The organism is Amycolatopsis rhabdoformis (assembly GCF_035918295.1).
Classification (GTDB): Bacteria; Actinomycetota; Actinomycetes; order Mycobacteriales; family Pseudonocardiaceae; genus Amycolatopsis; species Amycolatopsis rhabdoformis.
Window position 1 is genome coordinate 5,996,248 of record NZ_CP142149.1, and the last position, 25,333, is coordinate 6,021,580.

Genomic DNA, 25,333 nt, shown 5'->3' on the forward strand with positions numbered 1-25,333 from the left:
TCCTCCCTACTTCGCGGCCAGCTCGGCGCGACGCTTGGCGGTGGCTTCCTGGTCGATCTTGAGGTTCTCCGGGTCGCCGTGCGGGTCGCCGGAGATCACCACGCCGTAGTCGCGGTACGCGCCCTCGATGGTCACGTACTCGTCGCGCACGTCGCGGCACACGCGTTCGGGATCACGCTGCAGCGGTGAACCCCAGCCGCCACCGCCGTTGGTGAGGTAGCGGAACACCGCGTTGGGCTTGGTGTGCCACACCGGCGTGCTGGCGAAGTAGAAGTACTCGCCGGCCGGGTCCACGGTCTTGGTTTCCGGGTCGAGCATCCCGGCGACCGGCGTGGCGCCGGCGTACACCTCGGGCCCGGTGCCGATGAGGTCCTTGTCCTTGGTCACGTTCTTGTAGTCCGGGTGGAACACCCAGGTGGCGCCGAGCGCGCCGGCCTCGCCGCCGTACACCCCGACCCCGCTCGCGGTCTTGGTGTGCAGCGGGCTCGACCAGTGCTCCGCGTCGGTGAGGTAGAGCGTGTCCTTGAGCACGGCCGCGCCACCGCGGTTGTCCCCCGCTCCGCCGCTGTCCGGCGCGTATTCCTTGCGCAGCACCACGGCCGGCAGCTCCGACTCGATCGCCTCCGTGGCCGGGTCGAGGTTGTTGGCCTGGTACACCACCGAGTAGCTGTCGGCGTCGCCGTGCTCGGTCGCGCCCCACGGCCCGTGCTCGCCGCCGCACTGCGCGGTGGTGACCCAGGGCGTGCCGTCGGCGAGCACCCCGTTGGCGTTGTGGATGTTCAGCGAACCGTAGTCACCGCCCACGGCCTTGCGGCCCAGCGCCTTCTCCAGCGCGCGGAACACCGCGAGCAGCACGGGACCGGTGCTCTCCCAGTACAGGAACACCGCGCCGTCCGGTGGTGTGGCGCTGATGAACGTGCCGGCGGGCAGCACGATGTCGATCGGCCGGTAGGCGCCCGAGGTGAACGGCGTGGCCGGGTCGATGAGGAACTTCAGCGCGACTCCGACGGCTGTTTTCGTGTCGAGGATGCCGGCGTTGATGCTCGTGCGGGCCTGCGGCGAGGTGCCCGAGAAATCGAGTTCCATCCGGTCGGCGGCCTTGGTGATCTTCAGCCGGATCTTGTACTCGACGGTGTCGTCGACCCCGTCGCAGTCGATGCCCTCCTCGGCCTCGTACACACCGTCGGGCAACTCGGCCAGCGCGCTGCGCATGGACTCGGCCGACACGTCGGTGGAGTAGCGGATCGCGCCGAGGTAGGCCTCGACGCCGTAGCGCTCCACGCTCTCCTTGATGAGCTTCTCGCCCAGCAGCAGGTTCTGGTAGATCGTCTTGATGTCGGGCAGCAGCAACGCGCAGTAGCGGGCGTTGTCGAAGATCAGGTTGAACGCCGACTTCACCGGCTTGTCGTTCTTGTACAGCTGCATCGGCGCGATCACGAGACCGTTTTCGTACACGTTGCGCTTCGTGCCGGAGAAGCCCGCCGGGATCACGCCGCCCATGTCGAGCTGATGCGCGCGCAGCGTGACGAGCGAGACCAGCTTGCCCTCGTGGAACACCGGGCGGATGAAGCAGATGTCGTTCACGTGGTTGCCCGCGCGGTACGGGTCGTTGCAGATCACCACGTCACCCGGCTCGAGGTTCTCCGGGCCGTACTCCTCGATGGTGTTGCGCACGGCCTCGGACATCGTGCCGAGGAACATCGCGAGGCTGTTGCTCACCGACGACATCGGGTAGTTCTGCTCGGGCGGGCCCGAGATCGTCGCCGCGAAGTCGTACCAGTCGCGCAGGATGAGGGAGAACGCGTTGTTGAGCAGGCCGGTGCACATGTGCTGCACGATGTAGCGCATGCGGCTCGACAGGACCGAAGCGGTGAAACGATCGGCGCCGTACAGCTCGGCGAACTGGGCGTCGTCGAGGTCCTTCAGAGAGGTCATGGTTCACGCCTTCCGGATGCGCAGCTCGCCGTAGGTCCCGACGGTCGCGACCTGACCCGGGACGAGGAACGTGGTGGACAGCGGTTCGCGGACGACCGCGGGGCCGGGGACCTTGTCACCGACACGCAGGTCCGCGCGCTGGTACTCACCGGCGTCGAGGACTTCGTCGGTGAGGTAACGGATCTTCAGCGTGCGCGTGGGCTGCAGCGTCTCGCCCGACGCGCGTTCCGGGATCTTCGGGTACTCGACCTTGTCGGCCTTCGCGACGGCCTGCACGCGGTAGGTGACGCCCTGCACGGGCAGCGCCTCGAACTTGTTGCCCGAGCGCTCGGCGTAGGCCTCGTGGAAGTTCGCGACCATCGTGGCCACGGCCTCGGCGTCGATCGTGCCCGCGGGCACCCCGATGAACGGCGTTTCCCACGTCTGGCCGGCGAGGCGGCCGTCGAAGCTGCGGACGAACTCGATGTTGTCGCGGTCCTTTTCCTGCAGGCGTTCGCGCAGTCGTTCTTCCATCGAGTGGTAGACCTTGTCGACCTGCTCGGCCGCTTCCGAGGTGAGCAGCGTGTAGGCGCTGCGGCTGTCGGCGTAGACGAGGTCGGAGCTCACGAGGCCCAGCGCGGAGAACAGGCCCGGGTGCGGCGGCACGATGACCTCGGCCGCGTGCACGAGGTCGAGCACCGCGGGCAGCAGCATCGGGCCGGCCGCGCCGTAGGCCACGAGGCTGTAGTCGCGCGGGTCGACACCGTGCTGGATGGCGATGTTCACGACACCTTCGGCGATGTTGTTCACGCCGATGTTGAAGGCGTAGCTCACGCGCTGCTCGAACGACAGCTTCGAGTCGAGCGCCTCGAACGCCTGCCGCGAGAGGTCCGGGTCGAGCTTCATGCGGCCGCCGGCGAACCCGTCGGGGTCGATGATGCCCATCAGCAGGCAGGTGTCGGTGGTGGTCGGCTGCGTGCCGCCGAGGCCGTAACACGCCGGGCCGGGGTCGGCGCCCGCGCTGCCCGGGCCGACCTTGAGCTCACCGGCCGGGTTGATCGTGACGAGGCTGCCGCCGCCGGCGCCGATGCTGGAGACCTCGTTGGAGAGCGCGTTCACGATCAGGTCGTGTTCGAGCTCGAACGTGGTGTTCACGAACGGCTTGCCGTCGCTGACCATGCTGATGTCGCACGAGGTGCCGCCGACGTCGGCGCACAGCAGGTTGCCGGCGCCGATCAGGCCGCCGAAATGGGCGCTGGACACGGTTCCCGCCGCCGGGCCGGCGAACACGATGCGGAACGGGTGCTCCATCGCGACGTCGGAGCGCACGAGCTGCGCGGCGCAGTCGGCGAAGTTGAGGTCGCCGGTGAAGCCGAGCTCGCGCAGGCCGGCGTCGAGGCGCTGGGTGTAGGCGTCGTAGGTCAGGCGCATGAACACGTCGATGACCGTGGTCGAGGCGCGCGCGAACTCCTTGGCCAGCGGCGAGACCTCGCTGGAGATCGACACCGGGATGTCGCCGAGCTCTTCGTGCACGAGCTGGCGCAGGCGTTCCTCGTGGTGGTTGTTCACGTAGGCGTTGATGAGGCAGATGGCCACGCCTTCGACGCCGCACTTGCGCAGCACGGCCAGCTCTTCGCGCGCGTGGTCCTCGTCGAGCTGGATGAGGATGCCGCCGTCGGCGGTGAGCCGCTCGCGGATGCCGCGCCGGAGGTACCGGGGCACGAGCGGCCGGTTCGCGTCGCCGTAGGAGCGGCGCCACGCGGGGTTCGTCAGGCCCTCGACCGGGCGCCAGGTGCGGCCGATGTCGAGGATGTCCCGGTGTCCCAGCGTGGTCAGGAACGCGATCTTCGGCAGCCGCCGCGTGATGATCGCGTTGAGGCCGTGGGTGCTGGCGTGGTTGAAGACCGCCGAAGCGCTCACGCCGACCTCTTCGGCCCCGCGCAGCACACCGCGTTCGGTGGTGCGCACGTCCGTGGCGACCTTCACCGTCTTGATCTCGCCATCGGCGATCGCCACCACGTCCGTGAACGTGCCGCCGACGTCTACTCCGATCATGGAACTTCCCGCCTTTCGGTGATTCGTGGTCAGTTGACGTCGAGGCCGGTGGAGGTGAGCACGATCGGGCCGAGCAGCGGCCCCGTTTCGCGGCTCACCGATTCGAGCGTTTTCTGGTGCTTGACGACGGTGAACCAGCCGCCTTCCGAGAGCACCGGGTAGCGGCGGAAGTCCGCTGCGGTGGAACCGGGGAAATCCCGTCCGAGGTTCACTCCGAGCGCCTGCAGATCGGCGTCGGTGACCTCTTCGCGGGGTACCGAAAGTCCTTCGGGGACGGATGATTCGACTGCGTCCATGGGCCATCACTCCGGTGTGTTGTGCCGCTGCCGAGTTTCGTGTACCAATCGGTCTAAGAAACCGTGATGGGAAGCACTGTAAGACCCTGATCGCGGCCTGACAAGCCCGGACCGGGTGAGGCGAGGAGCTCCAGTGATGACGGAACGGCTACACGTCGAAACCACCGGCCGGGTCGCGACGGTCCGCCTGGACCACCCGCCCCTCAACGCCTTCGACACCGGGATGCGCCACGCGCTCGACGCGGCGGCGGCGTCCTTGGCCGACGATTCCGACGTGCGCGCGGTGGTGCTCTACGGCGGGGAGAAGGTCTTCGCGGCGGGCGCGGACATCAAGCAGCTGGCGGGGTTCTCGTTCGAAGAGGTGCTCGGCTGGAATCGCGCGCTGCAGAAGGCGTTCACGCGCTTCGCCGAGCTGCCGGTGCCGGTCGTCGCGGCGATCAACGGCTACGCGCTGGGCGGCGGCCTGGAACTCGCGCTCACCGCCGATTACCGCGTCGCGTCGCCGGACGCGGTGCTCGGCCAGCCGGAGGTACAGCTCGGCATCATCCCGGGTTCGGGTGGCACCCAACGGCTGGCGCGGCTGATCGGCCCTTCGCGCACCAAGGAGCTGCTGATGACCGGGCGGCGCGTGCGGGCACCGGAAGCGCTCTCCCTCGGGCTCGTGGATCGGATCGCGCCGGATCCGTACGCGGCGGCGCTGGAGTACGCGCAAGTTCTGGCAGCCGGCCCACGCTTCGCGATCCAGGCGGTGAAGGAAGCCGTGGACCACGGGCTGGACTCGCCGATGGCCGCGGGGCTCGCGCTGGAGCGTTCGCTGATCGCCGGACTGTTCGCCACGGGCGACCGTGACACCGGCATGGCGTCGTTCCTGCGCGACGGACCGGGCAAGGCCGTCTTCAACCGTGACGCTTAGAGTGTTGTGTCTGCCAGCAGCGGAGGGGAAGCATGCCGAGACCACCGGGACACGGCCCCGGCTACGAGGTCAAGCGCCAGGAGATCATCGACCAGGCCGCCGCGCTGTTCGCCAAGCAGGGCTACGCCGCCACCGGTATCGCCGAGATCGGCCAGGTCGCGGGACTCGCGAAGGGCGCGCTGTACTACTACATCGGGTCCAAGGAGAACCTGCTGGTCGAGATCCAGGACCGGGTGCTGCGGCCGCTGCTCACCGCCGCCCGCCGCATCGCCACCCTCGACGAGGACCCCGTGCTGCGGCTGCGCCTGCTGTCGGAGACGCTGCTCGACATCATCCTCGCGCGCCTGGACCACATCTGGGTGTACGAACACGACTACCGCCACCTGCGCGGCGCCAACCGGGCGCGCCTGCTGCGCCAGCGTCGTGAGTTCGAGCGCATCGTGCTGGAGATCTTGACGGCCGCCATGGATTCCGGCGCCTTCCGCCGGCTGGACCCGCGGCTGGCCATGCTGCAGTTCCTGAACCTGCACAACCACACCTACCAGTGGGCCCGCCCGGACGGCCCGTGGGACGCGGCCTTCCTCTCGCGCGAGTACTGCGCGACGTTGATCTCCGGCTTCTGCAGCCCGGGTTACGACGTGGCCGACCTGGAGGAACGCGTCGCCCAGTTCCGCGCCCGCGTGCCGGCCTGACTCCCCAGGTGGCGTCGAGCGCCACCTGGGGAGCGGGCTAGCGGACGAGCGTCACTTCAGGTGCCGGGCGAAGAACCGGTCCCCGGTCTCACCTTCGAACGCGGGGACACCGGCGTGCCCACCCATGTTGGCGTGCAGCGTTTTCTCCTTGGCGCCGAACGCGTCGAACAGGTCCAGGGCCGCCTGCCGGTCGTTGCCTTCGTCGTCCCACTGCAGCAGCACGTGCAGCGGAATGGTCACGTCGCGAGCCTCGGCGAGGATGGCCCGCGGCACGTAGCTCCCGGCGAACAGGATCGCGGCCGCGATGCGCGGCTCGACCAGCGCGAGCCGTACCGCGATGGCGATCACGCCGCCCGAGAACCCGACCGGACCGCAGATCCCGGGCAGCTCGAGCAGGGCGTCGAGCGTGGTCTGCCATTCCGGCACGGCCGCTTCGACCAGCGGCAGGACCAGCCGGTCCACGAGGTCGTCGCTGACCCGTTCGCCGGCGTCCAGCGTGCGGTGCAGCTCGGTGCGGACCTGCTCGGCCGCCGCGGACCGCGGCCGGTCACCGCCGCCGGGCAGCTCGATCGTGGCCGCGGAGAAACCCGCGGCCACGGAGTGCCGGGCGCGGGCCGCCAGCCGCGGGTACATCCGGGGCAGCCCGCCGGGGTGACCCAGCAGGATCAGCGGGGTCGATTCGGTGGCGGATTCGGGCGTCCACAGGAAACCGGGGATCTCGCCGAGGGTGAACCGGCGCTCGACAACACCGTCGTCGAAGCGCTGTTCGGAAGTGAATCGCATGGTCGTGCCTTTCGGGAGTGCTCGTGAATCGGCGCTCCCGGACGACCTATCGCCCGACCGTGACCCCAGAGGGGAGCACCCATGTCATAACGGTCACGGGTACCACCTCCTCGTTCGCTCGCACGGTCATCAGAAAGGTAGCAGAGCCCGCCACCGAATTACGCGCGAGCGACCTCAGCCGGCCTCGATCGACGCCGGCTCGGCGCCGTCCGAGGTGATCTGCAGGGCTTCGCGCACCTGCTCACCGAGGCCGAGCAGCAACACGCTCAGGTAGCGATACCGTTTCACCGCCGCCCGCAGGTCACGCGCACCCAGTGCGTAGTCGTGGCACTGGCGGAACTCCAGGTAGACCTCGTCGGCCGACGTGGCGAGGCTCCGCGGCCCGAAGACCATGAGGCCCGACAGCACCTCCTGCACGCGGGCGGCCAGTGCCACCAGCTCTTCGAGGTCCGCGGGTTCGTGGCCCGCCTCGCGCGCGGCGACCGGTTCGGCCAGCGCGCGTTCCCAGTCGCGGAACGCCGCGAGCACGGACACGTGCACGTCGAAGCGCTTGTCCCGCCAGTGCGCGTCGATGTCGCGCCGGCGTTCCCGAGCCCAGCGCCGGTCGTCGCGGGCGGCCTCGCGCACCCACCGGCGCTCCTCGCGCCACACGTTGATCAGCTGGCCGCTCACCACCCCCAGGATGCCGAGCACCGCCACGACGATGGGCACCCACACCGAGACCTGACCCGCGTCCATGCGGGCAGCGTAGTCACGCGCGAGCCGACTCCCGTACCGCCGAAGCGATCCTCTCCTTCGACGGCAACCACACTCGTTCGAGTGAAGGCGCGTACGGCGCCGGCGTGGGTTCGGCGCCCACGCGGATCACCGGGGCGTCGAGGGTCCAGAAGCCCTCGCGCGCGGCCACCGCGGCCAGCTCAGCGCCCACGCCGAAGTCGCCGACGGCCTGGTGCGCCACCACGAGCCGGCCGGTTTTCGCGAGCGAGCGCAGCACCGTTTCGGTGTCCAGCGGCGCGATCGTGCGCAGGTCGATCACCTCGACGCTGATGCCCTCGGCCGCGATCTCCTCGGCGACGTCCACGCAGTCGTGCACCAGCTTGGAGTACGACACCAGCGTGACGTCCGTGCCGGACCGGCGGATCGCGGCGCGGCCCAGCGGTATCAGGTGTTCGGGCGGCGGCTGCGGGCCCTTGCGCCCGTACATGAGCCGGTTTTCCACGAACACCACCGGATTCGGGTCGCGGATCGCGGCGCGCAGCAGGCCGTAGGTGTCGGCCGGCGTCGAGGGCATCACCACGGTGAGGCCCGGGATGTGGGCGAGCAGCGCCTCGAGGCTCTGCGAATGCTGGCTTCCGGACGACTTCCCGGCGCCGAACTGCGTGCGCACGACCATCGGCAGGCTCACCGCGCCCCCGGTCATGAAGCGCAGCTTCGCGGCCTGGTTCATCAGCTGGTCGAGGCACACGCCCACGAAGTCGAAGTACATCAGCTCGACCACCGGCCGCAGGCCCGCCATCGCCGCGCCCACGCCGGCGCCGATGATCGCGCTCTCCGAGATCGGCGTGTCCCGCACGCGGCCCGGGTACTTCTGCGCGAGTCCCCTGGTCAAGCCGAAGACGTTGCCGCCGGCGCCGACGTCGATGCCGGCCACGAACACCGTGTCGTCGCGGGCCAGCTCGTGGTCCAGCGCACCGCGGATCGCGTCCATGGTGCGGAACACCTCGCCGGTCGCCTCGGCCGGTTCGGGCACGGGCTCGCGGGGTACGCCGACGAAATGGTGCAGCGTGTCCGGCGAAGGCTCGGCCGCCGCGCGGGCGGCCTCGACCGCGGCGTCGATCGAGGTGTCCACCTCGGCGTCGATCGGCGCCACGTCCGTGCCCAGCTCACGCAGCCGCGCGGCCAGGCGCACCAGCGGGTCGCGGTCCTTCCACTCCGCCAGCTCGGCCGGGTCACGGTACTTCTCCGGGTCACCCTCGTAGTGGCCGTGCCAGCGGTACGTGTCGGCCTCCACCAGCACGGGCCCGCCGCCTTCGCGCAGGTCGCGCACCAACCCGTCGACGAGCGACGCGACCGCGGCGACGTCGTTGCCGTCCACGTGGTGGTAGTCCAGCGCGTAGCCGGGTGCGCGATCGGCCAGCGAAGCGCGCGTCTGTGTGGCGATGGGCGAGAACTCGGCGTATTTGTTGTTCTCGCAGAAGAAGATGACCGGCAGCTGCCACACCGAAGCGAGATTCACCGCTTCGTGGAACATGCCCTGCGCCACCGCGCCGTCGCCGAAGAACGCCAGCACCACGCCACCTTCGGCCCGCAGCTGCGCGGCCGTGCCCGCGCCGACGGCGATCGGCAGCCCCGCGGCGACGATCCCGTTGGCACCGAAGATCCCCTTGCGCGGGTCGGCGATGTGCATCGAGCCGCCGCGGCCCCGGCACGTGCCGGTCTCCTTGCCCATCAGCTCGGCGAACATGCCCTCGACGTCGAGTCCTTTTGCGATGCAGTGACCGTGGCCGCGGTGCGTGGAGGTGACCACGTCGCGGTCGTCCAGCGGCCGGCACGCGCCGACGGCCGAAGCCTCCTGCCCGATGGACAGGTGCAGGAAGCCGGGGATCTCGTTGTTCCGGTACAGCCTCGACGCACGGTCCTCGAACTCGCGGATCAACCGCATCCGCCGGTACATCTCGGCCAATGCGCTCGGGTCGCCGTCGAATGCCGTCGCCAGGTCGCTCACCCGGGTGGAAGTCATCACGCTCCTGCCCTTGCCGTTCACCGGTTTTCGCCCCGGCCCTTGACATCACGCCGGGAACCACGATTCTTGTACCGACTGTTCGAAAAAACAACTCCCGTTCGGAGGTGGTCGCGTGCACGCGCTGCGCTGGCACGCCAAGGGCGAGCTGCGCCTGGACGACGTGCCGGAACCGCCGGCACCGCGCCCGGGGCAAGCGGTGCTCGCCGTGTCGTACTGCGGAATCTGCGGCACCGACCTGCACGAGTTCACCCATGGCCCCAACCTCATCCGCACCGGGCCGCACCCGCTCACCGGCCTCGAACCGCCGTTCACCCTCGGCCACGAGATGAGCGGCACGGTCGTGGCGCTCGGTTCTCCGGTGCCCGGCGTCGAAGTCGGCACCCGCGTGGCCGTGGACCCCTGCCTGCGCTGCGGGGTGTGCCGCTGGTGCACCCACGGCGAGTACCACATCTGCGCCAAGGGCGGCTCGATCGGCCTCGCCGCCGACGGCGGGTTCGCGTCGAAGGTCACCGTGCCGGTCGAGGGGCTCGTGCCCATCCCCGACGGCGTGTCCGACGAGCTGGCCGCGCTGGCCGAGCCGCTCGCGGTGGGCCTGCACGCCATCCGCCGCGCGGGCGTGCAGCCGGGTGATCACGTGCTCGTGCTGGGCGCGGGGCCGATCGGGATCGCCGCGCTGCTGGCCGCGAAGCTCGCCGGCGCGGCCGGGTTGTACGTGAGCGAACCCGTGCCCGACCGCGCGCGCAAGGCGGCCGAGGTCGGCGCCACCGAGGTGTTCGACCCGGCCCGCACCGACGTCCGGCGCGAGGTTTTCCTGCGCACCGGCCGCGTCGGGCCCGACGTGGTGGTGGAGGCGACCGGCCGTCCGGAGCTGGTGGAGCTGGCGGTGAGCACCGTGCGCCGAGGCGGGCGGGCGGTGCTGTGCGGCATCAGCGGTGCCGCCGCTTCGCTGCCGATCACGCAGATCGTGCCGTTCGAGCGCACGGTGCTGGGCTCGCTGGGTTACAACTTCGACATCCCGCGCGTGCTCGACCTCATCGCGACCGGCCGCCTCGACGCGACCCCGATGCTCACCGGGGTGCGGCCGCTCTCGGCCGGGCGCGACGCGTTCGCCGAGCTCGAAGCCGACCGCGGTGGCCACCTCAAGATCCTGCTGACGCCCGAGGAGCATTGATGGACTTCGACCTGCCCGAGGAAACCGTCGCGCTGAAGCAGCTCTGCCGGGACTTCGCCGCCAAGGAGATCGCGCCGTTCGCCGCCGACTGGTCCGAGCGCAGCCACTTCCCCACCGAGGTGTTCCACGACCTGGGCAAGCTCGGGCTCATGGGCATGCTGGTGGACGAGAAGTACGGCGGCGCCGACGCCGGCTTCGTGTCCTATGTGGCCGCGATGGAGGAACTCGGCGCGGCCGACCAGTCGATCGCGTCGGCCTGGAACGCCCACTCGACCATCGCCTCGCTGCCGCTGGCGACGTTCGGCACCCACGAACAGAAGGAACGCTGGCTGCGCCCGCTCGCGACCGGCCAGGCGATCGGCGCGTTCGGCCTCACCGAACCGACGGCCGGCTCCGACGCGGCCGGCATCCGCACCCGCGCGCGCCGCGCCGACGGCGGCTGGCTGCTCGACGGCACGAAGATGTTCATCAGCAACGCCGGCACGGAGATGAGCCTCGGCGTCACCGTGCTCGCGCTCACCGGCTCCGACGACGGCGGCGCCAAGCGCTACGGCACCTTCTTCATCCCCGAAGGCACCGCGGGCTACACGAAGGGCCAGCCGCTGAAGAAGCTCGGCTGGCACGCACTCGACACACGGGAGCTGGTGTTCGCCGACTGCTGGGTGCCCGACGACCACCTGATCGGTGAGGAGGGCAACGGGCTGCGGCAGTTCCTCGAGGTGCTCGACGGCGGGCGGATCAGCGTGGCCGCGCTGTCGTTGTCCCTCGCGCAGAAAGCCCTCGACCTCGCGGTGCGCCACGCCGGCGAACGCGAGCAGTTCGGCCAGCCGCTGAGCCGGTTCCAGGCCGTGGGCCACAAGCTCGCCGACATGGCCACGGAGATCGCGGCGGCGCGCTGGCTCGTGTACCACGCGGCGTGGCTCGGCGACGAGGGCCGGCCGTTCAGCACGGCGGCCGCGATGGCGAAGCTGTACGCCTCGGAGGTCGCGAACCGCGCGGCGAGCCAGAGCGTGCAGATCCACGGCGGCTACGGCTTCATCCGCGAGTCCACGATCTCGCGCTTCTACGCCGACGCGAAGATCCTGGAGATCGGCGAGGGCACGAGTGAGGTGCAGCGCAACGTCATCGCTCGCGCTCTGGCCCGCGGCACCGCGTGACGCGCAGCTCGATGCCGTCGAGCAGCCGGTCGAGGCCGAACTCGTAGGCCTCGGCCGCCTGCTCGCCCGCGCCCTGGTCGAAGCCGCCGCCGAGCCACGCGCGGTTCATCGCCGGGTGCGCGGTGAGGTCGAAGTACTTGCCCCAGAAGGAAGAACGCTGGTCCCACCACGAGTCGTTCGACTGGCCGGTGCTGCGTTCGAGATGGATGCTCTCGGCCTCGAGCGCGGCGTTCGCGTCCACGTAAGCCGTGATGCTGTTGGCGGCGGCCACGGTTTCGCGCGGGGCGAGCCCGAGACCGTCCACGGTGGACAGCACGTACTCCTGCCCAGCGAGCTGGCCGGGGCCGAGCGCCGGGCGCACGCGGGACATCTCGCGCAGCCACGGGTGGCGGCGGTGTGCTTCGCGCGTGCGTTCGGAGTAGAGCCGGATCTGCGCGCGCCAGTCGCCCGCGCGCGGTTGGCCGGGGCTCGGCAGGCGCCGCTCCACGAGCACGTCGTCCACCATCAGGTCCACGAGTTCGGTCTTGCCGGGCACGTAGGTGTAGAGCGTCATCGTGCCGGCGCCCAGTTCCTTGGCGACGCGGTGCATCGACGTGGCCACGAGCCCGTCGGCGTCGGCCACCGCGATGGCCGCGCACACGATCTGGCCCACGGTGAGCGTCGGCCGGCGGCCGCGCGCGGGCTCGGACGGCGCCGAACGTTGCCGCCAGAGCAGGGCCAGCGTGCGGTCGATCTGCTCGGCCGCGGCGCGCTCGTCAGCACAGTCTTCGGCGCGGCCGTCGATGCGGTCCTCGGCACGATCGTCGGTGCGGTCGTCGCTGTCGTGGTCGACGGTCATCGCGTCGCCCCCTCCCCTGCCCCGGCTCGGTCGTCGGGGATCCTACCTGCCGGTTCGGGACCTTCGACCCATCCACGAGCCCGCCGGCGCGGCTACGCTGGGTGGGGATCGGAGGTGTCCGAGTGACCGAACGCAAACCACCCGGCGTGTCCTTCGGCTCGTGGGTCGACCGCCTGATCTCCGCCGCCCAGTCGCGCGGCGAGTTCGACGATCTGCCCGGCGCCGGCAAACCGCTGCCACCGCCGTCGGGCCGCGACGCCGCCACGGACTGGGCCGTGCGCCGCGCCCGCGAAGGCGACCTGGACACGGGCTCGTTCCTGCCGCCGTCACTGGCGATTCCGCGCGAGATCCAGGACCTGCCGAAGAAACTCGCGTCGGTGCGCAGTGAGAAGCGCGTGCGCGAGATCGTGGCGGACCTCAACGAGCGCATCCGCGAGACGCACCGGCGGCCCCAGGAAGGCCCGCCGCTGCGCGCGATGCCGCTCGACGTCGAGGAGACCGTGGAGAGCTGGCGGCTCACCCGCTGAACGCCGCCAGTGGGGCGAGCGGCAGCGTGATCGACGAGGCCGGCGTCTTCACCTGGTAGATGCCGCCGAGCAGGCGGGGCAGCTGGGTGAGCGTGGGCGTCAGGTGCGGGGTGTCGGCCGTGGTGAGCACCACGCGGAGGCGGTGCCCGGCCGCGAGCTGCGCGAAGGTGGGGAACACCTCCACGTCGTAGCGCGTGATTTCGTTCGGTACCACCCACTTCTCCGTCGCGCGCGTGTACGGGTGGTACGGCATCAGGAGTTTTCCGTCGGGGCTGTACCAGCTGCGCGCGGTGTCCGTCGCGCGCTGGGAACCGATCAGCGCGCCCTCGGTGAGCGGCTTCGACGAACCGTCCGGGCCGACGTCGGTCACCGTCACCACCCACTCGGTGTCGAGGGTGTTGGCCTGCGCGGAGATCGACGCGGTGATCGGCCCGGCGAGCACGGTCGGCTGGGCGAGCGGCGCGGACGTGTAGACGAGTGAGCCGGGGCCGTGTTCGCGGTCGAGGTTCGTGGTGTCGCACGCCGGGTTCGGCAGGAACCCGCCCAGCCACTGGGCCGTGGACCGGGTGCAGGTGCTCGAGTTCGTCCAGGTGATCCAGTCGGTGCCGCTGCCCGAAGGTGGCGTGGTGCTGAGCGTGCCGTCGTTGGCCGAGCGCGGTGCGGTGCCGGTGCGCCCGCCGCCGAGGTAGTAGGTGGTGGCGGCTGCGCCCGTGAACGGGTAGGTGGTGGTGTCGACCCAGGTGTCGGTACCGAACACGTTGGCGTGCAAGGGTTTCGTCGTGTCGGTGATCCCGGTGTCCACACCCTTGAGCCAGTGGTCGTACCAGGCGAGCTCGATCGGGTGCAGGTCGATGTCGCCGGTCGGATCGTGGTACCAGGGGCCCATCATGAGCTGGTAGCGGCTGGTCACGGCCTGGCCGGCGACCATCGGTGCGCCGGTGGGTCGGCCGGCCCAGGCGTTCTGCAGCGCGGCGTAGTTCATCAGGGCACCGCGCTGGAAGAGGTCGTTCCAGCCGCCGACGAGGTACGCGGGGATGCCGTTGGCCACCACGTCGCCGAGCACGCCGGCCGGGTTGCGCTGCTGCCAGTAGTCCTCGTCGAAAGCCTGCTCGCCGCCGGTGAACTCACCCGTGAGCAGCGGCAGCGTGCCCGCGCCGAGACCGCCGAGGTGCTGCAGCTCCGTGGTGAGCGCCGCCAGCAGTGCGGCCGGCGAGCCGCTGTCGAGGGCGTCGAGCACGGGCTGGGTCACGGTGCGCAGGCCGGTGAGCAGTTCCCAGAGCGGCATGAACTCGGCGTTGGGCAGGCCGCCCATGGCCGCGAGGTCGCGGTAGAGGTCGTTGCCCGCGACCACCGGGAAGATCGCCTTCACCGGCGAGCCCGGCCCGACGGCCGCCGCCGTGGTGAGCTGGTTGATGCCGACGTAGGAGCCGCCGTTGAGGCCCACGTCGCCGTCGCTGCCGGGCAGCGCGGCCGCCCAGTGCACCAGCGCGGCGCCGTCCTGGCGTTCGATCGGCGCGAACGGCACCCACTGGCCGCCGGACCCACCGGTGCCGCGCACGTCGGCGATCACCGCGACGTAGCCGCGCTGCACGAAGTAGCCGAGGTCCGCGTGCAGGTCGGCGCGGCCGTAGGGCGTCTGGGCGAGCAGCACCGGGTAGGTGCCGGGCGCGTCGGGACGCAGGACGTCGGCCTTGAGGACGGTGCCGTCGGCCATCGTCACGGGTACGTCGTTCGTCTCGGTCACGGCGTACCGAGCCGGGCCGGGTTCCCACGCGGCCGCTCCGGCCGGGGACACGAGCTGGGTGAGGAACAGGACGAGCAGGCCGAAAACTGCCACGGAACGCCGCATACCGGTAGTCAACGCCCGCACCGGCCGACCGGGCACCGCCGCCGGGGTGAGGCGCCGTCGACCGATCGTGGTCGGCAGTTTTCCCGCCAGGGCAACGGTTTCCGCGTCCGCGCATCGCCGGCTTGGCCCTGCCGACCGTCGAGCCCAGCTGTCAGCTGCAAACTGTTGACAGCAGACAGGTGGCTACCTATCGTTCTGGCCATCCCCAGTCCCCCTGGTCCGTGTCCGGAAGGCGAATGCCATGGAAAACCGCAGCGCAGCGGTGAGAACCCCCGCCTCCGCCCCGCCGGGCGACGTCGACCGCAGGGTCATCGCCGCCGGGTTGGTCGGATCGGTCGTCGAGTACTTCGACTTCGGCATCTACGGCTATCTCGCGACGGTGCTCGCGGTGGTCTTCTTCGCCTCGGGCGCCGACCCGACGGCGTCCCTGCTGGCCACGCTCGCCACCTTCGCCGCCGCGTTCGCGCTGCGCCCGCTCGGCGGCCTGATCTTCGGGCACCTCGGCGACCGGCTCGGCCGCAAGCGCATGCTCGCCGTCACGGTGCTCGCCATGTGCGCCGCGACGCTCGCGGTCGGCTTGCTGCCCACCTACGCCGCGGTCGGCAGCGCGGCCGCGTTCCTGCTGGTCGCGGCCCGGTGCGTGCAGGGTGTCGCCGCCGGTGGCGAGGTCGGCGGAGCCGCGTCCTACGTCGCCGAGCACGCCCCGCCGGCGCGCCGCGGGTTCCTCTGCTCGACCGTGCAGTTCGGCGCGCTCGGCGGCGCGCTGCTCGCGTCGGCCGTGGTGACGACGCTGACCAGCGTGCTCAGCCACGACCAGATGGTCGCGTGGGGCTGGCGCCTGCCGTTCCTGTTCAGCCTGCCGCTCGGCGCGGTCGGCGTGTGGATCCGGATCAAGCTCGAGGACTCGCCCCAGTTCCACACCCTCGCCGCCCACGGCAAAGTCGCGAAGGCACCCGTTCGCGAGCTGTTCAGTTCGCACCGCGGCCCGCTCCTGCGCACGCTGGGCCTGTCGATCCTGCTGTTCTCGCTCTACTACGTGGTGTACGTCTACGCCTCGATCCACCTGCAGCGCGTCGGCGGCTTCACCGCACGCGAGGCGTTCTGGTCGACCACGGTGACGTTGATCGTCTCGTGCGCCGCGATGCCGCTGTTCGGCGCGCTGTCGGACCGGATCGGACGGCGCCCGGTGTTCCTGGGCGCGACGATCGCCACGCTGGTGCTCACCGTGCCGGTCTTCCTCGTGATCAACGCCGGGCACTACCTGCCGGCCGTGCTCGCGCAGGTCGTGCTGGGGCTGCCGGAGTCGGCGCTGATGGCGGTGGCGTTCTCCACGTTCGCGGAACTGTTCACCACCCGCGTGCGCTACAGCGGCATCGCGCTCGGCTTCAACCTCGCGAGCACGGCCGTCGGCGGCACCGCGCCCTACATCTGCACCTGGCTGATCCAGCGCACGGGCAGCACGCTGGCCCCGGCCGGTTTCGTGCTCGTGACCGCGTTGATCACACTGGTCGCCGCGGCTCGGTTGAAGGAGACCCGCGGAACCGTGCTGCGCGAAAGCTGAACGACCACAATCGAAGAAGGCAGGAAATGGCGACACCGCCCCCCTTGGAACGACGGACCGACACCTACGCCGGCCGCAGCGTCGACGTGCTGCGCGGCATGGTGCGCGACGGGCAGCTGCAGCCCGGCCAGCGGCTCAACGAAGTGGAGCTCGCCCGCGCGCTGGGCATCAGCCGCGGGCCGCTGCGCGAAGCGATCCAGCGGCTGGCCAGCGAGGGACTGCTGGCGGTGGTGCCCCACCGCGGCGCGTACGTGCGTACGTTCGACGCCGGCGAGCTGCGGGACCTCTACGAGCTGCGCACGGCGCTCGAGACCCACGCCGTGCGGCTCGCGGCCCGCCGCGCCGACACCGAGGACCTGCGGGACCTCGAGGAGCTCCTGCGGGCCACCGAAGAGGTGCTCGAGTCCGATGTGGACACGGCGTACCCCAACGAGTTCGACTTCCACCACCGGGTGGTGGCGTTGTCCGGCAACCAGTCGATGCTGCGCGCCTTCGCCGACGCCAACAACCAGATCCAGCTCGCGCGGTCGCGGTCGGGCCGCCAGCCGCGGCGCGCGCGGGACGCGTTCCAGGAACACCGCGAAGTGGTGCGAGCGATCGCCGAAGGTGACGCCGAGCTGGCCGCGCGCCTGCTCGGCGAGCACCTGCAGCACTCGCTCGACAACGCGCTCGCGCTGTTCGACACCTCAGTGCCCGACAGCCCCGGTGGGCTGGCCGGGCGCATCGACGACAAGGAGTTGTGACCTCCGTGACGAGTTCTCCGGGTGCCCGGCTGCGTGCGCGGGTGACCGCGCGGGACCAGGCACCGCTGCTGCTGGCCGGTGCGCCCAACGCGCTCACCGCGCGAGTGGCGGAAGAGACCGGGTTCGAAGCGATCTACCTCTCCGGTGCCGGGATCACCAACACCTACCTCGGTGCCCCCGACGTCGGCCTGCTCTCGCTGCCGGAGCTGGCGGGCCACGTCGAAGCCACGCGGGACGCCGTGGACCTGCCACTGGTGGTCGACGCCGACACCGGCTTCGGCAACGCGCTCGGCGTGCAGCGCACCGTGCGCACGCTCGAACGCGCCGGCGCCGACGCGATCCAGCTCGAAGACCAGGTCTCGCCCAAGCGCTGCGGCCACTTCACGGGCAAGGACGTGATCGACGAGGACGAGATGATCGGCAAGATCCACGCCGCCGTCGACGCGCGCCGCAGCGAGGACTTCCTGATCGTGGCCCGCACCGACGCGCGGGCCGTGCTCGGGCTCACCGCCGCGTGCGACCGCGCCAACGCGTTCTTGGCGGCGGGCGCCGACATCCTCTTCGTCGAGGCCCCCGGCTCACCCGAGGAGCTGGCCGAGATCACCCGGACCGTGCCGGGCCCGCACGTGGCCAACATGGTCGAGGGCGGGCTCACGCCCATCCTGCCGCTGGCGCAGCTGCAGGAGCTCGGCTTCGCGGTCGCGCTGTACGCCAACACCGCCATGCGCGGCGCCGTCGCGGGCATGCGGATCGCGTTGCGGCACCTGAAGGAACACGGCGACACGACCGAGATCGGCGACGCGATCATCAGCTGGGCCGACCGTCAGAACCTGGTGCGCAAGCCGCTGTTCGACGCGCTCGACGAGAAGTACGCGGGAAGGACCACCGAATGAAGCCCTACGACCTGCGCCTGCACGGCGGCGACGTGATCCTGCCCGGCACCGGGTTCAGCCGCGTCGACGTGTGCCTGCGCGACGGGAAGATCGCCGCGATCTGCGACCCCGCCGACGAGCTGCCGGCCACCGAGACCGTGGACGTCACCGGCCGCTGGGTGCTGCCCGGCGCCATCGACGCCCACGTGCACCTGGGCCAGGACCTCTCCGTGCCCAAGACCGTGGCGGACGCGGCCGCCGAAACCGCTTCGGCGGCGGCCGGCGGCGTCACCACGATGCTGGCGTACCTGATGAGCCCGCAGCCCTACGACGAGCTCTTCCCGGCCGCGCGCGACCTGATGGCCGAACACGCGCACACCGACTTCGGGTTCCACTTCTGCGTGGTCACGCCCGAGCACATCGAGTCGATCGGGCACTACGCGCGCGACCTCGGCGTGTCCAGCTTCAAGGTCTTCACCAACTTCCGCGGCAACGAGGGCGCCTACCTCAACCTGCCGGGCAACGACGACTCGTTCCTCTTCGACGCGCTGCAGGCCGCCGCCGATTCGGGCGCGATGATCGCCCAGCACGCGGAGAACATCGAGCTGGTCTGGCGCCTGCGGGAACGGCTGAGCAAGGACCCGGACGCCGGGCTGGACGCGTGGCACGCCGTGCGTCCGCCGTACGTGGAGGCCGAAGCCGAGGGTCGGGTCGCGTACCTGGCCAGCGTGGTGGGTGCGTCGAGCTACGCGGTGCACGTCACGAGCCGGGAAGCGCTTTCGGCCCTGGAGCGGCAGCGCGCGGAGTACCCCGACGTGTTCGTGGAGACCTGCCCGCACTACCTCACGCTCGGCATCGACTCCGGTCTCGGCCCGCGCGGCAAGGTGAACCCTCCACTTCGGACGCGGGACGACCGGGAAGCGTTGTGGGAGGCGGTGGCCGACGGCCGCGTCGACGTGATCGGCTCCGACCACGTGCCCCGGCACTTCAGCGCGAAGGACAAGGACCTCTGGAGCGCGTCGGCCGGTTTCCCGGGCACCGGCACGCTGTTGCCGCTGCTGCTCAGCGAAGGGCACTTCACGCGGGGCATCCCGGTGGAGCGGCTCGTGGACCTCACCGCGACGCGGCCGGCGCAGCTGTTCGGCCTGTGGCCGCGCAAGGGCGCGATCCGCATCGGCGCCGACGCCGACCTCGTGGTGGTGGACCCGAACCGGCCGAGCACCGTCGCGGCGGCCACGCAGCACTCCGGTGCCGCGTACTCGGTGTGGGAAGGCTGGGAGTCGAAGGTGAGCGTGCAGCACACGATCCTGGGCGGGGCGTTCTCCTTGCGGAACGGCGAGGTCCAGGCTCCGCGCGGGCAGTTCCTGTCGCGGCGCAACAGCGGTCGGGCGGCACTGGCCGAGCTGTCTTCGAAGCAGGAGGTGCGGGCGTGAGCGACCAGCCGTGGGCCGACGTGATCACCGCCGACGACGAAGCCCGCTACGAAGCCGCCGGGTTCGGCCGGCCCTCGGGTCTCGGCGAGCGTCCGGCGTTGCTGATCATCGACGTGCAGTACCGCACCGTCGGCAACACGCCGAAGCCGTTCTTCGAGTCGGTGGCCGAGGACTACCGCACCAGTTGCGGGCAGGCCGGGTGGGACGCGGTGGCGAACATCAGCCGGCTGCTCACGGCGTTCCGCGCGGCCGGCCGGCCCGTGCTGTATCCCTACGTGGCGCCGAAAGCGGCGTACGACTCGGGCCGGCTCGGGGCGAAGGTACCGTCCATCATGGACGTTCCGGAGCGCGGGTACGACTTCGTCGCGGAGGTCGCGCCGGTCGAAGGTGACGTGCTGCTGCCGAAGCGGCACCCGAGCGCGTTCTTCGGGACGCCGCTGGTGAGCTACCTGATCGACCGGGCCGTGGACACGCTGGTGGTCACCGGCTGCACCACCAGCGGCTGCGTGCGCTCGAGCGTGGTCGACGCCTTCGCGTACAACTTCCGCGTCGCCGTACCCCATGACGCCGTGTACGACCGCACGCCCACCGTCCACCAGGCCAACCTGTTCGACATGGCGCAGAAGTACGCCGACGTCGCCAGCACCGACCGGATCCTCGCGGAGCTCTCGGCATGACCGCCCCCGAGCCGGACGTCGACGTGATCGTGGTCGGCGCCGGCGGCGGCGGGCTCACGGCCGCACTGGCCGCACACGACGCCGGCGCGAGCGTGGTGGTGCTGGAGAAGGCCGAGCAGGCGGGCGGCAACACCGCACTGTCCACCGGCTCCGTCCCCGGCGCGGGCACGCGATTCCAGGCCGCGGCCGGCATCGACGACTCCCCCGAGCGCCTCGCCGCCGACCTCCTGGCCCAGTCCGGCAGCCACGACGCCGACGACCTCGCCCGGCTGCTCGCTGCCGGCTCGGCCGGGCTGGTCGAGTGGCTGATCGACACCCACGGCATCGACCTCCGGTTGATCACCGACTACAAACACGTGGGCCACTCCGTCCCACGGCTGCACGCGCCACCTTCCCGCAAGGGCCGCGACCTCGTCGCCGACCTCCTGCGCGCGGTGCGCGCCACCGGCACCGAGGTGCTCACGCATTCACCCGTGGATGCCTTGCTGCACAACGGAACCCGCGTCCACGGCGTCCGCGTCTCAGGTCCACGCAGCGGCACCTACGACATCACCTCCCACGCGGTCATCCTGGCGGGCAACGGCTTCGCCGCCAACCGCGACCTCCTGCACCAGTGGGCCCCCGCGATCGCCGGCTTCGAGTACTTCGGCTCCCCCGGCAGCACCGGCGAGTCCCTGCGGTGGGCCCTCGCCCTGGGCGCCCGCCTCGGCAACACCGCGGCGTACCAGGGTTACGCCGCGGTCGCCTACCCACACGGCTCCATCACGTCCTGGACCACGGTCGAAATGGGCGGCCTCCTGATCAACGGCACCGGCCACCGCTTCGGCGACGAATCCCACGGCTACTCCGGCTTCGCCGACGCCGTGCTGGCCACCCCCGCCCCCTGGCACGTCGTCTTCGACACGACGATCCGCGACTACGTGGCCGGGCACGAGGAGGAGTTCGCGGACCTGGTGGCGATGGGGGGTGCGCGGGAGTGTGCTGATGTCGAGTCGCTGGCTGCGTTCTGTGGTGCTCCGATTGCTTCTTTGACGGAGACACTCGCGGCCGCTGCCGTGGTTGCTTCTGGCGACGACAAGGACGAGTTCGGCCGCACGGAGTGGGGCTTCGGACCGCTGCGCGCGCCTTACGTGGCGGTTCGGTCGGTGCCTGGTCTCTTCCATACCCAGGGCGGGCTCCTCGTCGACGGCCAGGCTCGGCCGGTTACGGATTCTGGCTTTGTTGAGGGGCTTTATGCGGTGGGTGGGGTGGCGGCTGGGATCAGTGGAGCTACGGGCGGTGGTGGATATAGCTCGGGCAACGGGCTGCTGAGCGCCCTCGGATTGGGGCGGATCGCCGGGACGCATGGTGGTTCTGTTCGCGGGTGAGGAGATGGCCGCGACTGTCGATGATGGCTCGCTTGACTAGCTGAGTCTGGCTTTGCTCGGCTTGCCAAGCTCGGCCGGCTGAGCCTGGCTTGGCTCGCGGGGCTTGGCGGGCCGAGCCAGGCTTGGCTCGCTGGGTTTGGCGGGCCGAGCCTGGCTTGGCCTTCCGAGCTTGGCGTGGCCTGGTTCGATCTGCTGAGTTAGGCGGGCTGGCCGGGCTTGGCCTTCTGATTTTGACCTGGCCTGGTCCGGTTCGCCAAGCTTGGCGGGCCGGCCTGGCTTGGCAGTCTGAGCTTGACCTGGCCGGGCTCGGTTTACTGAGCTTGGCTGGATGACTGAACCTGGCTTAGTTTGGGGAGCTCGACTGGCTGGCCGACCCTGGCTTGGTTTGCTTGGCAGGCTTGGTTTGCTGGACGGCGAACCGACCTCCGCTACCTGACCAGTGACCGGTCGCCGGCCGCTGACTGCACAGCTGGCTCAGCTCGACTGCCTGACCTGGCCGGGGACTTGTCGGGTTGAACGGCTGACTTGGCCAGATTGGCTGGATTTGGCTTGGCCGCCTGATCGACTGGCAAGCACAGCTTAGGGCATTGACTGGCCCGGCTTCCTGGCATCCCGGTTCCTGACACCCGGGCCTCCCAGGTCCCGGACCTCCCGGCTTCCAGGCTCCCAGGCTTCCCACCTTCCCCGGTTCCCAGACTTCCCGGCTCCAGGCCTCCCGGCTTCCCGGCTTCCTGGCTTCCTGGCTTCCTGGCCAAGCTCGGCCGCCGACCACACGGCTGTCTGAGCTCGGCTATTTGGCCGGCTGGCTGACTTAGCAGCCTGGACTTGGCCAACTCGCCGACCGACCGGCCGGAGTTGATCGACTCGACTTGCCCAGCCCTCAGCAACACCCGATTCAGCGACTGCACACTCGATCAGACGTTCGATAAAGTTTCCTCATGAAGACCTCCACCGCACACACCGCCACCGAGATCTCCCGCCGAATCACCTTGTCCCACCCCGAAACCGAAGCTGTGACCGCCCTGCACGACGCCCTGGCGTCCCACCTGCCCACCACCCTCACCGCCCTCCACAACGGCACGATCGACATCACCACCGCCGCCGGCCTGGCCTACCTCGGCGGATTCCTGCCCGCGACCCAAGCCCACCTCGCCACGGAAGTCCTCACACCAGGCCGCCGCGAATGGAGGTGGGTGACCTAGCTCGAGCCCGCTCCACAGTGGACCAGCGCACACCATCCACTGTCCGCATGAGACAACGGCGAACCGGACAGGTCAGGCCGCGCGGCGCAACGTGACCCGATCTCGCGTAAACACCCGGACCAGAGGACCTCAAACTCCGAGCCGCGACTTTGGTACGGCCGCGCGCAGCCCGCCATCCACCCGAAAGGACCACGGCCCGACAGGTCAGGCCGCCCGGCACAACGTCAGAAACGTGATCTCGTTCGGCGCGAACACCCGGAACCGCGGACCCCGAACTCCGACCCGCGCCTTTAGTGCGACTGCTTGCGCAGCTCCCGCCCATGCGAAAGGACCACGACCCGACAGGTCAAGCCGCCCGGCGCAACGTCAGCAGCGTGATCTCGTTCGGCGCGAACACCCGGAACGGCGGGCCCCAGAAACCGGACCCGCGGCTGTTGTACAGCTGTGTGCGCGGTCCGTGGGAGCTGAGGCCGGACAGCGTCGGCTGGTCGAGGCGGACCAGGAGGTGAAAGGGCCAGATCTGGCCGCCGTGGGTGTGGCCCGAGATCTGGAGGTCGATGCCGGCTTCGCGGGCCTGGGTCACCTGCTTGGGCTGGTGCGCGAGCAGGACGACGGGCACGTCGGGGTCCGCGCCGGCGAGGGCGGCGGGGAGGTCGGGGCCGTGGCCGGGGAGGCCGGAGGAGGCGCCGGTCGGGTCGTCGATGCCGGCGAAGAGGATGTGGTCGCCGCCGCGTTCGAGGAGGGTGCTGCGGTTGTGCAGGGTGTCCCAGCCGAGGCTTGCCATGTGGTCGAGCCAGGCCTGGGCTTCGCCGAAGTACTCGTGGTTGCCGGTGATGTAGAAGCGGCCGAGGCCGGCCTCGACTCCACCCAGCGGGTCAACCTGCTTGCGCCGCTTCGCCACCGAACCGTCGGCGAGGTCGCCGGCGTGGCACACCACATCGGCGCGCAGCCGGTTCAGCTCGGCGACCACCTTCTCCGACCACTTGGTGCGGTCGAGCGGCCCGTAGTGCGTGTCGGTGATGACCGCGACCCGCAGCCCGTCGACGCCCGCGCCCAGCCGCGGGATCACCACGTCCACTTCCTTCACCGGTGGCACCCGCATCGCGATCCGGTTGCCCACCACGAGCAGCACCACCGACACCGCCAGGCTCACCGCCGCCACGATCCGTGGCCGCGCGGGGTCGTCGACGCCCGCGATCAGCAGCGCCAACCGCAGCACGTGCCCCAGCACGCTCCACGTGAACAGCACCCACACGGTCCCCAACAGGACATCCCCGGCCCGCGCCGCCGCGTCACTGTGCCGCGGGCCGTGCCCCAGGAACATCAGCACCGGGAACGCCACCATCGCCGCCGCGAACACCACCGTCCCCCCGGCAGTGCCCGCCCCGGACCACCCCGGCAACAACACGAACACCGACCAGGGCTCCCCGAACAACAACAGCAACGCCACCACCAGGGCAGCCGCCCGACGAACCCCACGCATCACGCAAGCCATCCCTTCGCCAACCCAACCCAGAGTAGCCGGACTCTGCACCTAACGGCCCAATGGGCTGTTAGCCCCCTCCCGACACCCCGCGCCACATCCCGCCACGCCGCAAACCGCCGACCATCACCCGAAACCAAGCCGGCCCCGCGAGCCCAGCCCCCGACCACGCAGCCGAACCCGACGAGCGCAAGAAGCAGGCACCGCCCACACGATGCTCGGCAAATGGCCGCGCCGCGATTCACCCCAGACCGCCGCCGGACTCGCCCAGGTCGCAGAACACACCGCCTCACACAGTGCTCGGCGATGGTCGCGCCGCCGATCGCCGCACGCCGATACCCGCCTCGACCGCAGCGCCAGACCCGCACCAAACTCGCCTCAGCCGTAGACCGTGGCCCCTAAACGACAGTGCGCGGCAAATGCTCGCACCCGCGGTTCGCCGCACGCCAGGACCCGCCTCGACTCCCACGCCAGACCGCCGCCGGACTCACCTACGCCCTGGAGCACCGCGTACACGGTGCTCGGCGATGGTCGCGCCGCCGATCGCCGAGTGCCGATGCCCGCTTCGGCTGCCACGCAAGATTGGCATTCGAACTCAGCAAGGCCGGAGATCGCGGCCCTGTGCACAAGGGTGCGGGGCGAATCGCCGCGCCGCGGTTCACCGCGTACCAAACCCACTCCGGCTGTCCTGCCAGACCGGCACCAAACGCGACAAGGTCGCGGAGCACAACGCTGCGCACACGATCGTCGAACGAATAGCCCGCGCCGCGGTTCGCCATGCGCCGGTGCCCACCGCTGCTCCCGGGCCGGACCGGCGCCAACTCAGCTGGGCCATGGACCGCCGCCCAGTACATGAAGTGCCGGGCGAAGGTCGCGCTGCCTATCGCCGCGCGCCGAAACCCACTTCCGCTCCCGCGCCAGGGCGACACCAAGCTCGGCCGGGCCGTAGAACACAGCGCTGCACACGGTGCGAAGGGTGAATGGTCGCGTCGTCCACCGCCGCACGTGAGGGTCCACCTCGGCTGGCGAGCTAGACCGGCATTCGAACCCGGCAAGG

General features: G+C 70.6%; 21 protein-coding genes. 12 read left to right on the plus strand and 9 right to left on the minus strand.

The features are described from left to right. Positions 1-6: 6 nt before the first annotated feature. Genes VSH64_RS27485 through VSH64_RS27495 form a run of 3 tightly spaced genes read right to left on the minus strand, consistent with a single transcriptional unit; the run spans position 7 to position 4,265 of the window. Positions 7-1,935: a hydantoinase B/oxoprolinase family protein gene (locus VSH64_RS27485; protein WP_326565606.1), complete on the minus strand. Its 1,929-nt coding sequence runs from the start codon at positions 1,933-1,935 to the stop codon at positions 7-9. Positions 1,936-1,938: 3 nt separating this feature from the next. Further along, positions 1,939-3,969, minus strand: a complete 2,031-nt coding sequence (locus tag VSH64_RS27490; protein WP_326565608.1) for a hydantoinase/oxoprolinase family protein — start codon at positions 3,967-3,969, stop codon at positions 1,939-1,941. 29 nt (positions 3,970-3,998) lie between these two features. Continuing rightward, the gene (locus VSH64_RS27495) at positions 3,999-4,265 is read right to left on the minus strand and encodes a hypothetical protein (protein WP_326565609.1); all 267 of its coding nucleotides are present in this window, start codon (positions 4,263-4,265) and stop codon (positions 3,999-4,001) included. A 136-nt stretch (positions 4,266-4,401) separates the two neighbouring features. Between VSH64_RS27495 and VSH64_RS27500 the strand changes: the two genes are divergently transcribed. Together VSH64_RS27500 and VSH64_RS27505 are read left to right on the plus strand one after the other, a co-directional pair. Next, complete coding sequence (locus VSH64_RS27500) at positions 4,402-5,178, plus strand: enoyl-CoA hydratase/isomerase family protein (RefSeq protein WP_326565610.1); 777 nt, start codon at positions 4,402-4,404, stop codon at positions 5,176-5,178. Positions 5,179-5,210: 32 nt separating this feature from the next. Next, positions 5,211-5,870, plus strand: a complete 660-nt coding sequence (locus VSH64_RS27505; RefSeq protein WP_326565611.1) for a TetR/AcrR family transcriptional regulator — start codon at positions 5,211-5,213, stop codon at positions 5,868-5,870. 51 nt (positions 5,871-5,921) lie between these two features. On the opposite strand, the gene VSH64_RS27510 is transcribed toward VSH64_RS27505, so the two are convergent. From VSH64_RS27510 to VSH64_RS27520, 3 genes are all read right to left on the minus strand, one after another. Further along, the gene (locus VSH64_RS27510) at positions 5,922-6,653 is read right to left on the minus strand and encodes a dienelactone hydrolase family protein (protein WP_326565612.1); all 732 of its coding nucleotides are present in this window, start codon (positions 6,651-6,653) and stop codon (positions 5,922-5,924) included. A 174-nt stretch (positions 6,654-6,827) separates the two neighbouring features. Then, on the minus strand, positions 6,828-7,391 hold the full coding sequence (locus VSH64_RS27515; protein ID WP_326565613.1) for a hypothetical protein: 564 nt from the start codon (positions 7,389-7,391) through the stop codon (positions 6,828-6,830). A 13-nt stretch (positions 7,392-7,404) separates the two neighbouring features. Further along, positions 7,405-9,393, minus strand: a complete 1,989-nt coding sequence (locus VSH64_RS27520; protein WP_326565614.1) for an alpha-ketoacid dehydrogenase subunit alpha/beta — start codon at positions 9,391-9,393, stop codon at positions 7,405-7,407. 115 nt (positions 9,394-9,508) lie between these two features. Between VSH64_RS27520 and VSH64_RS27525 the strand changes: the two genes are divergently transcribed. Further along, entirely contained in the window at positions 9,509-10,567 is a 1,059-nt protein-coding gene (locus tag VSH64_RS27525; RefSeq protein WP_326565615.1) for an alcohol dehydrogenase catalytic domain-containing protein, read from the plus strand. Then, positions 10,567-11,724, plus strand: a complete 1,158-nt coding sequence (locus tag VSH64_RS27530) for an acyl-CoA dehydrogenase family protein (protein ID WP_326565616.1) — start codon at positions 10,567-10,569, stop codon at positions 11,722-11,724. The genes VSH64_RS27525 and VSH64_RS27530 overlap by 1 nt, the downstream gene beginning before the upstream one ends. Here the strand turns inward: VSH64_RS27530 and VSH64_RS27535 are convergent. Further along, complete coding sequence (locus VSH64_RS27535; RefSeq protein WP_326565617.1) at positions 11,690-12,562, minus strand: TetR/AcrR family transcriptional regulator; 873 nt, start codon at positions 12,560-12,562, stop codon at positions 11,690-11,692. The genes VSH64_RS27530 and VSH64_RS27535 overlap by 35 nt on opposite strands. 122 nt (positions 12,563-12,684) lie before the next feature. Here VSH64_RS27535 and VSH64_RS27540 point away from each other — a divergent pair, with 122 nt between their 5' ends. Then, complete coding sequence (locus tag VSH64_RS27540) at positions 12,685-13,089, plus strand: DnaJ family domain-containing protein (protein WP_326565618.1); 405 nt, start codon at positions 12,685-12,687, stop codon at positions 13,087-13,089. On the opposite strand, the gene VSH64_RS27545 is transcribed toward VSH64_RS27540, so the two are convergent. Further along, positions 13,079-14,926, minus strand: a complete 1,848-nt coding sequence (locus tag VSH64_RS27545; protein ID WP_326565619.1) for a CocE/NonD family hydrolase — start codon at positions 14,924-14,926, stop codon at positions 13,079-13,081. The two genes, VSH64_RS27540 and VSH64_RS27545, sit on opposite strands and share 11 nt — an antisense overlap. A 253-nt stretch (positions 14,927-15,179) precedes the next feature. Here VSH64_RS27545 and VSH64_RS27550 point away from each other — a divergent pair, with 253 nt between their 5' ends. The 7 genes from VSH64_RS27550 to VSH64_RS27580 all read left to right on the plus strand — a co-directional run bounded on the left by VSH64_RS27550 (position 15,180) and on the right by VSH64_RS27580 (position 22,793). Next, positions 15,180-16,499: an MFS transporter gene (locus VSH64_RS27550; protein WP_326565620.1), complete on the plus strand. Its 1,320-nt coding sequence runs from the start codon at positions 15,180-15,182 to the stop codon at positions 16,497-16,499. A gap of 26 nt (positions 16,500-16,525) precedes the next feature. Beyond that, entirely contained in the window at positions 16,526-17,242 is a 717-nt protein-coding gene (locus tag VSH64_RS27555; protein WP_326565621.1) for a GntR family transcriptional regulator, read from the plus strand. A gap of 5 nt (positions 17,243-17,247) precedes the next feature. After that, the gene (locus tag VSH64_RS27560; protein WP_326565622.1) at positions 17,248-18,135 is read left to right on the plus strand and encodes an isocitrate lyase/PEP mutase family protein; all 888 of its coding nucleotides are present in this window, start codon (positions 17,248-17,250) and stop codon (positions 18,133-18,135) included. Further along, complete coding sequence (locus VSH64_RS27565) at positions 18,132-19,547, plus strand: dihydroorotase (protein ID WP_326565623.1); 1,416 nt, start codon at positions 18,132-18,134, stop codon at positions 19,545-19,547. The genes VSH64_RS27560 and VSH64_RS27565 overlap by 4 nt, the downstream gene beginning before the upstream one ends. Continuing rightward, on the plus strand, positions 19,544-20,224 hold the full coding sequence (locus VSH64_RS27570) for an isochorismatase family protein (protein ID WP_326565624.1): 681 nt from the start codon (positions 19,544-19,546) through the stop codon (positions 20,222-20,224). The genes VSH64_RS27565 and VSH64_RS27570 overlap by 4 nt, the downstream gene beginning before the upstream one ends. After that, complete coding sequence (locus tag VSH64_RS27575) at positions 20,221-21,591, plus strand: FAD-dependent oxidoreductase (protein WP_326565625.1); 1,371 nt, start codon at positions 20,221-20,223, stop codon at positions 21,589-21,591. The genes VSH64_RS27570 and VSH64_RS27575 overlap by 4 nt, the downstream gene beginning before the upstream one ends. A 938-nt stretch (positions 21,592-22,529) precedes the next feature. After that, positions 22,530-22,793, plus strand: coding sequence for a hypothetical protein (locus tag VSH64_RS27580; protein WP_326565626.1), 264 nt, complete (start codon positions 22,530-22,532; stop codon positions 22,791-22,793). 346 nt (positions 22,794-23,139) lie between these two features. Here VSH64_RS27580 and VSH64_RS27585 read toward each other — a convergent pair whose 3' ends face one another. Further along, positions 23,140-24,276: a metallophosphoesterase gene (locus tag VSH64_RS27585; RefSeq protein WP_326565627.1), complete on the minus strand. Its 1,137-nt coding sequence runs from the start codon at positions 24,274-24,276 to the stop codon at positions 23,140-23,142. Positions 24,277-25,333: the final 1,057 nt, after the last annotated feature.

Bases quoted from the DNA above. Each gene is read 5' to 3' on its own strand.
- VSH64_RS27585 (WP_326565627.1), bottom strand. From the start codon at position 24,276: ATGCGTGGGGTTCGTCGGGCGGCTGCCCTGGTGGTGGCGTTGCTGTTG.
- VSH64_RS27515 (WP_326565613.1), bottom strand. From the start codon at position 7,391: ATGGACGCGGGTCAGGTCTCGGTGTGGGTGCCCATCGTCGTGGCGGTG.
- VSH64_RS27565 (WP_326565623.1), top strand. From the start codon at position 18,132: ATGAAGCCCTACGACCTGCGCCTGCACGGCGGCGACGTGATCCTGCCC.
- VSH64_RS27530 (WP_326565616.1), top strand. From the start codon at position 10,567: ATGGACTTCGACCTGCCCGAGGAAACCGTCGCGCTGAAGCAGCTCTGC.
- VSH64_RS27535 (WP_326565617.1), bottom strand. From the start codon at position 12,562: ATGACCGTCGACCACGACAGCGACGACCGCACCGACGATCGTGCCGAG.
- VSH64_RS27500 (WP_326565610.1), top strand. From the start codon at position 4,402: ATGACGGAACGGCTACACGTCGAAACCACCGGCCGGGTCGCGACGGTC.
- VSH64_RS27510 (WP_326565612.1), bottom strand. From the start codon at position 6,653: ATGCGATTCACTTCCGAACAGCGCTTCGACGACGGTGTTGTCGAGCGC.
- VSH64_RS27490 (WP_326565608.1), bottom strand. From the start codon at position 3,969: ATGATCGGAGTAGACGTCGGCGGCACGTTCACGGACGTGGTGGCGATC.
- VSH64_RS27550 (WP_326565620.1), top strand. From the start codon at position 15,180: ATGGAAAACCGCAGCGCAGCGGTGAGAACCCCCGCCTCCGCCCCGCCG.
- VSH64_RS27555 (WP_326565621.1), top strand. From the start codon at position 16,526: ATGGCGACACCGCCCCCCTTGGAACGACGGACCGACACCTACGCCGGC.
- VSH64_RS27575 (WP_326565625.1), top strand. From the start codon at position 20,221: ATGACCGCCCCCGAGCCGGACGTCGACGTGATCGTGGTCGGCGCCGGC.
- VSH64_RS27505 (WP_326565611.1), top strand. From the start codon at position 5,211: ATGCCGAGACCACCGGGACACGGCCCCGGCTACGAGGTCAAGCGCCAG.
- VSH64_RS27580 (WP_326565626.1), top strand. From the start codon at position 22,530: ATGAAGACCTCCACCGCACACACCGCCACCGAGATCTCCCGCCGAATC.
- VSH64_RS27520 (WP_326565614.1), bottom strand. From the start codon at position 9,393: ATGACTTCCACCCGGGTGAGCGACCTGGCGACGGCATTCGACGGCGAC.
- VSH64_RS27485 (WP_326565606.1), bottom strand. From the start codon at position 1,935: ATGACCTCTCTGAAGGACCTCGACGACGCCCAGTTCGCCGAGCTGTAC.
- VSH64_RS27495 (WP_326565609.1), bottom strand. From the start codon at position 4,265: ATGGACGCAGTCGAATCATCCGTCCCCGAAGGACTTTCGGTACCCCGC.